Here is a 6530-nt window from a genome sequence, read left to right as displayed (position 1 = left end):
TCTTCACCGCGGTGCCCTGCGGCCAGCCCGGCTACCAGGCTTGGGAAGACGGCGGCAACCCGGTGCCCGCCGATGTCAGCAACGCCGACTTCTTCTACACCACCACCGGCAAGTGCGACTACAACCAGCGCCCCTCGGAAACGGTGCTGACGCAGTAGGGCGCGGCTTAGCGCGTTTCACCGTTTCACGGAAACGGCGAACCGCTCTACCTCCTTGTTTTTACGCAATTCCGGACGGAAAACCGCTCACACTTTTCCTGGAATTGCTCTAGGCGTTCCCGATCAGCACGCCAGCCCCGAACACCAGCGCGCCGCCCAGCACCACCTGGAAGGCGGCGCGCCAGAATGGCGTCTGCATGTAGCGGTTCTGGATGAAGGCGATCGCCCACAGCTCGAAGAACACCACCACCGCCGCGACGATCGTGGCCGTCCAGAAATAGGGGATGAGGTAAGGCAGCGCGTGGCCGAGCCCGCCCAGCGTCGTCATGATGCCGACGGTCAGGCCGCGCTTGAGCGGCGAACCGCGCCCCGACAGCTTGCCGTCGTCGGAGGCGACCTCGGTGAAACCCATGGAGATGCCGGCGCCGATCGAGGCGGCGAGGCCGACGAGGAACGTCTGGAAAGTCGCATGGGTGGCGAAGGCGGCGGCGAAGATCGGCGCCAGCGTCGACACCGAGCCGTCCATCAGCCCGGCCAGCCCCGGCTGCACATAGGTGAGGATGAACTGGCGCTGCTCGGCGCTCGCTTCCTCCTCCTTGACCGCACCCGGCACGTGCTGCTGCTCCAGTTCGTGCGCCGAGCTCTCATGGCCTTGCTCGGCCAGAGCGAGATCGTCGAGCAGTTTGCGCGTCGAGGCGTCGGTGGTGCGCTTGGCGGCCTCGACATAGAAGCGGTAGGCCTGCCGCTCCATGTCCTCGGCCTGCCGGCGCACATGCTCGATGCCGAGCGGCCGCACCAGCCAGTCCGGCTTGCGCTCGTAATAGCCCCTGACATGCTCGCGCCGGATCAGCGGAATGCGGTCGCCGAATCGCTTGCGGTGCAGCTCGATCAGCGAGTCGCGGTGGCCGTCCTCCTCCTCGGCCATCGCCTCGAACACCTTGGCCGATTGCGGAAAGTCCTGCGCCAGGCCATCGGCATAGGCGCGGTAGATGCGCCCGTCATCCTCCTCGGAGGAGATCGCCAGCGCCAGGATCTCCTGCTCCGACAGCGAATCGAAGGAACGGCGGCCGAAGCCGAAAACACGGGAAAGCATGATGGGATCACTCTAGTTTAGAATGATTCTAAACTATGGTTTCAAGCACCCAACGTCAATTGCGAAGGCCACGGGCCGCGCGCAAAAATGGATGACCAGGCGTGCTCGGAGCGGCCCCTTCATTATTGCCGAATGTTAACCTATATTGACGCGACAGCCGAAATCGAAGGAGACCAACGCAATGACGGAGAAGAAGCCGCCGCACGCATTCGACGCCAAGCCGGTGCTCGATCTCATCGCCAGCATCGAGGCCGACCTGCGGCGCCTGAAGGGCCTGGTCGAGGAACAGCTCGAGAAATTCGATCCCGCCAACCCGCACAACAAGACGCCGGACGGCAAGCTGACCGAGGAGGGCGCGGAGTGCTGCTACCGCATGTTCGACGAAGGCAAGTCGCGCTACACGGTTTCCCAGCAGATGAAGATATCCTTCGCCGCCGCCACCCACCGCTTCAACACCTGGCGCAAGCTCGGCGGCAAGAAGCGGACGCCAACGCTGCTGGGGTGAGCGGGGCGTTCGCAAGGACCGCGATTGGCCGTGGCCACATTCCCGATCCATGCCGTGACGCTAAGGCGTTGCAGCGGTTACAGAATTCTGCACCGTCGCGCGTACCGCAAAGGTCAAGGCATGGATACTCGGGTCAAGCCCGAGTGTGACGAAGGAATAGGCGACTCGGCTAATCGCATAGGTCGCGCCAACAGCGCCCGCTCCGCCCGGCGCCACTTTCAGCCACAGCGCTTTCTCGTCCAGTATCAAGACAAGCCCAGCGACCCGGGACAGCATCAGCCTTTTGCGATTGGCGGTAGCCAAAACTCCCGACGAAGGTGAAGGCGCGCCAGCGCACCACCGCCAAACCTTGTCCCCGTCACATTTTTTCGTTGGCGCGCGCCGGCCTTTTGCGTGCACCATGGGCGATCGCGTTCTTTCGCAAGGCCCGCCATGACCACCCTGCCCGGCATATCCGACATCCGCGCCGCCGCCGAGCGGCTTTCCGGCCTGATCGTCGAAACGCCGCTGATCGAATCGCCGGAGATCAACAGGCGCCATGGCGGCCGCATCCTGTTCAAGCCGGAGACGCTGCAGCGCACCGGCTCCTTCAAGATCCGCGGCGCCTATAACAAATTGTCGACGCTAAGCGAGGAAGAGCGCAGCCGCGGCGTCGTCGCCTTCTCGTCCGGCAACCATGCGCAGGGCGTGGCGGCGTCGGCCGCCCTGTTCGGCGTCAAGGCGGTGATCGCCATGCCGGCCGACGCGCCGGCGATGAAAATCGGCAATGTCCGCAGGATGGGCGCCGAGGTGGTGACGTTCGACCGTTTCAAGGAGGATCGCATGACGGTCGTGCGCCCCTATATCGAACAAGGCATGGCGCTGGTGCCGCCCTTCGACGATCCGGCCATCATCGCCGGCCAGGGCACGATCGGGCTGGAATTGATGCGGCAGGCCAAGGCGCTGGGCGTGGCGCTCGACGCCGTCGTCATCCCTTGCGGCGGCGGCGGCCTTTCGAGTGGCATCTCCGTCGCGGTCAAGGACGCCTCGCCCAATACGCAGGTCTGGGCGGTCGAGCCGGAGCATTTCGACGACACGCGCCGCTCGCTCGCCAAGGGCGAGCGGGTCGCGAACGATCCCGGCCACAGCTCGATCTGCGACGCGCTGCTCACCGCCGAGCCCGGCGCCATCACCTTCGAGATCAACCGCAAAAATCTCGCCGGCGCCATCGCGGTGTCCGACGAAGCCGCTGCCCAGGCGATGCGGGACGCCATGGCCCATCTCAAGCTTGTGGTCGAGCCCGGCGGCTGCGTCGCGTTTGCCGCGCTCTCCTCCGGCGAGATCGACCTCGCCGGCAAATGCGTCGCCGTGATCCTGTCCGGCGGCAATGTCGATTTCGGTACCTATGCCGAGATCATGACGGCCGCGTAGGACTGTTGCGCCTACCACAAGCGTCAGGCCTTCAGCTTGTGTGGCTCAAAAGGCCCAATCACCTTTGGTTCGCCGGATTTCCTCTGAGGTCAGGAAGTGGATCTCCATAAGGATCGGTTCTTCCGGTCCTCGGAAGAAATGCAATTCCGTATGGGGAAGCACAAGGCGGCGCACTGTTTCGGAGGCACTGTCGACTTGGTACTCTTCGCTGTGAAGGCCGAGATCAGTAAGCAGCGCCTTGGCGGAGGAAAGTCTCATGGCTGGGCTGAAGCCATCGAGATCGATTTGGCTGTTTCCGCTCCACTTCAAAGGTAAAGACTTGGCGACGTCCGGCATGTGCCACAGCTTGATGCTGATGCGGTTGACGCGAGCCCGATTCCGGCGGGTCAGAATGTCGATCTCCAGGTCGCCATAGCCAAGAAGAAAGCCGCAGGGCTGATTCTGATAGACATACAGCCATTTCGGGAAGCCAAGGTGCTTCTGGACTGGGCCGAGATCGGCTCCGACACGCAAGGGCATGTCTTTCTTGCCCGTGATCAAAGGAAGGATATGAAGTTTGCCCCGCAGCATCTATCAACCTGAATTGGCCCGTCACAGGCGATGCACTCTATAGTCTCGGCTACCGCGCCGGCGGTGCCTATCAATCCAGCGTCCGTCTGAACCGCACCAGCGCGACCCCGGCAAACAGCGCCACGAACACCGCCAGCCAGCCGATTTCCGTCGCCACCGCCGGCAGCTCGGCGCCCTTGAGCATGACCGCGCGGGTGATGCGCAGGAAATGCGTCAGCGGAAAGATCTCGCCAAGGCTCTGCGCCCATCCCGGCATGCCGCGATAGGGGAACATGAAGCCGGAGAGCAGCAGCGAGGGCAGGAAGAAGAAGAAGGTCAGCTGCATGGCCTGCATCTGCGAGCGGGCCATGGTCGAGATCGTGTAGCCGAGCAGCACCAGCGAAAGCACGAAGACCAGCACCGAGGAGAGCAGCAGCGTCAGGCTGCCGACGAAGGGGATGCCGAACAGCAGCTTCGCCGCCACCAGCACCACCACCACCTGCACCGCGCCGACCACCAGGTAAGGCAGCACCTTGCCCAGCATGATCTCGAGCGGGCTCGAGGGCATGGCCAGAAGGTTTTCCATCGTGCCGCGCTCGGTTTCCCGGGTCAGCGCCATCGCCGTCATCATCACCATGGTCATCTGCAGGATTACGCCGAGCAGGCCGGGCACGATGTTGTATTGCGAGACGCCTTCCGGATTGTAGCGCCGGTGCACGACAACATCGAGCTGGCCGCGCGCCGCTTCCCTGGCCGCGTCCTGGGTGCCCTGGGCTCGCAGCAGCGCCTGGCCGGCAACGGTGCTGAGCGTGGAGATGGCGCCGCTGGCGACGGACGGGTCGGTGGCGTCGGCTTCGATCAGGATCTGCGGGTTGTCGCCGCGCTCGACGCGGCGCGCGAAATCGGCGGGAATGGTGACGACGAAGGAGACGTCGCCGCGCGCCATCAGGAACTCGGCTTGCGCGGCACTTTGCGCGACATGGTCGAAGCGGTAGTAGCCGGTGGTCTGCAGCGCCGAGACCATCGCCCGCGTGTAGGGATCGCTGCTGGTCGCCACCAGGGCCGCCGGCAGGCTCTTCGGGTCGTTGTTGATCGCAAAGCCGAACAGCACGAGCTGCATCAGCGGCACGCCCAGCATCATGGCGAAGGTGATGCGGTCGCGCCGCATCTGGATGAACTCCTTGGTGAGCAGCGCGCCCAGCCTGGCGAAGGAAAAGACCGCGTTCATGCCATATTGTCCTTCGAGCCGGACATGAACTGGATGAACACATCCTCGAGGCTGGTCTCGCCCGGCGTCACCGTCACGTCCTTGTGCTCCTTCTCGACGTCGGCCAGCGCCTTTTCCAACGCTGCCTTGTCGGAGCCGACGACGTGCAGTGTCGCGCCGAACGGCGCCACCTGGTCGACGCCGGGCCGCCCCTGCAGCGCCTGGGCGACCTGGTCGAGCCCCGGCCCATGCAGCACGAACGTGGTCAGCCCGGCATTCCTCACCACCTCGTCGACCGTGCCGGCGGCGAGCATCTTGCCGTAGGAGATGTAGCTGATGCGGTGGCAGCGCTCGGCCTCGTCCATGTAATGGGTGGAGACGAGCACGGTGAGCCCGCCGCCGGCCAGGCGATGGATCTCGTCCCAGAACTCGCGCCGCGCCTTGGGATCGACGCCGGCCGTCGGCTCGTCGAGCAGAAGCAGCTTCGGCTTGTGCATGATGCAGGCCGCCAGCGCCAGCCGCTGCTTCCAGCCGCCGGAAAGCGTGCCGGCCAGCTGGTTGCGGCGGCTCGCCAGGCCGAGCTCTTCCAATGTCCTCGCCACATAGTGCTCGACCGGCTTCAGCTGGTAGAGCCGCGCCACGAATTCGAGGTTCTCGCCGATCGTCAGATCCTCGTAGAACGAGAATTTCTGCGTCATGTAGCCGACTTCACGCTTGATCCTGAGCGCGTCGGTGCGGATGTCGAAGCCCAGCACCGTGCCGTCGCCCTCGTCCGGCGTGAGCAGCCCGCACATGATGCGGATGGTCGTCGTCTTGCCCGAGCCGTTCGGCCCGAGGAAGCCGACGATCTCGCCTTCGGCGACCGTCATCGTCACATGGTCGACGACCGTCTTGTCGCCGAAGCGCTTGACCAGGCCGCGGACGTCGATGGCGTTCATTGCCCCATATCCGCGAGATCGACATCGACGATCTGGCCGGGCTGCAGCGGCCCGGCATCGCCCTCCGGCCGCGCCTCGACGAGATAGACCAGCTTCTGCCGGTTCTCGAGCGAGTAGATCACCGGCGGTGTGAATTCGGGATCGGGCGAGACATAGCTGACGCGCGCCTTCAGCCCTGCCCCGCAGCCATCGCAATGGACGCTGAGCGCGGTGCCGACCTTGACCGACGAGAACGCGCTTTCGGGCACATAGACGCTGAGCTTCACGGCGCCGTCCGGCAGCATCGAGATCACCGGTGCGGTCGGCCCGGCCGTGTCGCCGGGATTGCGGATCACGTCGTTGACGCGTCCGGGCGAGGGCGCCATCAGCACCCGCTTCGACAACCGCCACTCAGCCTGCCGCAGGGCCGACTGCGCCTGCTTGACCTGGTTGTCGGCGGCCTTGATCGTCTCGGGCCGCGCCGGCAGGTTGCCGACGGCGAGATTGGCTTCCGCCTGGCCGACCTGCGCGTTGGCCGTCTCCAGCGAGGCCGAGGCGGTGTCGTAGTCGGCCTGCGTGCCGGTGCCGCGCTTGTAGAGGTCGCTGGCGCGGTCATATTTGCGCTTGGCGTCGGCGGCCTGGGCTTTTGCCATGTCGACCTCGGCCTTCAGCACGGCGATCTCTTCCGAAC

The 6530-nt window shown here is 64.9% G+C and carries 7 protein-coding genes; 2 read left to right on the top strand and 5 right to left on the bottom strand.

Annotated elements, in window-relative coordinates; all coding sequences use genetic code 11:
- Positions 1-267 precede the first annotated feature (267 nt).
- Entirely contained in the window at positions 268-1251 is a 984-nt protein-coding gene (mbfA, locus tag EOA24_RS23755; RefSeq protein WP_126063482.1) for an iron exporter MbfA, read from the bottom strand.
- A 181-nt stretch (positions 1252-1432) separates the two neighbouring features.
- Between mbfA and EOA24_RS23750 the strand changes: the two genes are divergently transcribed.
- Complete coding sequence (locus EOA24_RS23750; protein WP_126080275.1) at positions 1433-1756, top strand: hypothetical protein; 324 nt, start codon at positions 1433-1435, stop codon at positions 1754-1756.
- Positions 1757-2188: 432 nt separating this feature from the next.
- Complete coding sequence (locus EOA24_RS23745; RefSeq protein ID WP_126080274.1) at positions 2189-3166, top strand: threonine/serine dehydratase; 978 nt, start codon at positions 2189-2191, stop codon at positions 3164-3166.
- A 45-nt stretch (positions 3167-3211) separates the two neighbouring features.
- On the opposite strand, the gene EOA24_RS23740 is transcribed toward EOA24_RS23745, so the two are convergent.
- The 4 genes from EOA24_RS23740 to EOA24_RS23725 form a co-directional block, all read right to left on the bottom strand.
- Positions 3212-3736: a hypothetical protein gene (locus EOA24_RS23740; RefSeq protein ID WP_126080273.1), complete on the bottom strand. Its 525-nt coding sequence runs from the start codon at positions 3734-3736 to the stop codon at positions 3212-3214.
- A gap of 70 nt (positions 3737-3806) precedes the next feature.
- Complete coding sequence (locus tag EOA24_RS23735; RefSeq protein ID WP_126080272.1) at positions 3807-4943, bottom strand: ABC transporter permease; 1137 nt, start codon at positions 4941-4943, stop codon at positions 3807-3809.
- Positions 4940-5860 (bottom strand): ABC transporter ATP-binding protein, encoded by a 921-nt coding sequence (locus tag EOA24_RS23730; RefSeq protein WP_126080271.1) that lies wholly within the window; start codon positions 5858-5860, stop codon positions 4940-4942. Before EOA24_RS23730 ends, EOA24_RS23735 begins: the two co-directional genes overlap by 4 nt.
- Positions 5857-6530, bottom strand: a 674-nt coding sequence (locus tag EOA24_RS23725) for an HlyD family efflux transporter periplasmic adaptor subunit (protein ID WP_127410122.1), incomplete at its 5' end; no start/stop codon positions are given. The genes EOA24_RS23730 and EOA24_RS23725, both read right to left, overlap by 4 nt.

This window comes from Mesorhizobium sp. M2A.F.Ca.ET.039.01.1.1, assembly GCF_003998035.1.
In the GTDB taxonomy this organism is placed as follows: domain Bacteria; phylum Pseudomonadota; class Alphaproteobacteria; order Rhizobiales; family Rhizobiaceae; genus Mesorhizobium.
This window is presented reverse-complemented; position numbering and strand designations above follow the sequence as displayed.

What these genes read in the sequence shown, in the direction of transcription:
- EOA24_RS23735 (WP_126080272.1), bottom strand. Translation starts at nt 4,943, where the DNA reads ATGAACGCGGTCTTTTCCTTCGCCAGGCTGGGCGCGCTGCTCACCAAG.
- EOA24_RS23730 (WP_126080271.1), bottom strand. Translation starts at nt 5,860, where the DNA reads ATGAACGCCATCGACGTCCGCGGCCTGGTCAAGCGCTTCGGCGACAAG.
- EOA24_RS23750 (WP_126080275.1), top strand. Translation starts at nt 1,433, where the DNA reads ATGACGGAGAAGAAGCCGCCGCACGCATTCGACGCCAAGCCGGTGCTC.
- mbfA (WP_126063482.1), bottom strand. Translation starts at nt 1,251, where the DNA reads ATGCTTTCCCGTGTTTTCGGCTTCGGCCGCCGTTCCTTCGATTCGCTG.
- EOA24_RS23745 (WP_126080274.1), top strand. Translation starts at nt 2,189, where the DNA reads ATGACCACCCTGCCCGGCATATCCGACATCCGCGCCGCCGCCGAGCGG.
- EOA24_RS23740 (WP_126080273.1), bottom strand. Translation starts at nt 3,736, where the DNA reads ATGCTGCGGGGCAAACTTCATATCCTTCCTTTGATCACGGGCAAGAAA.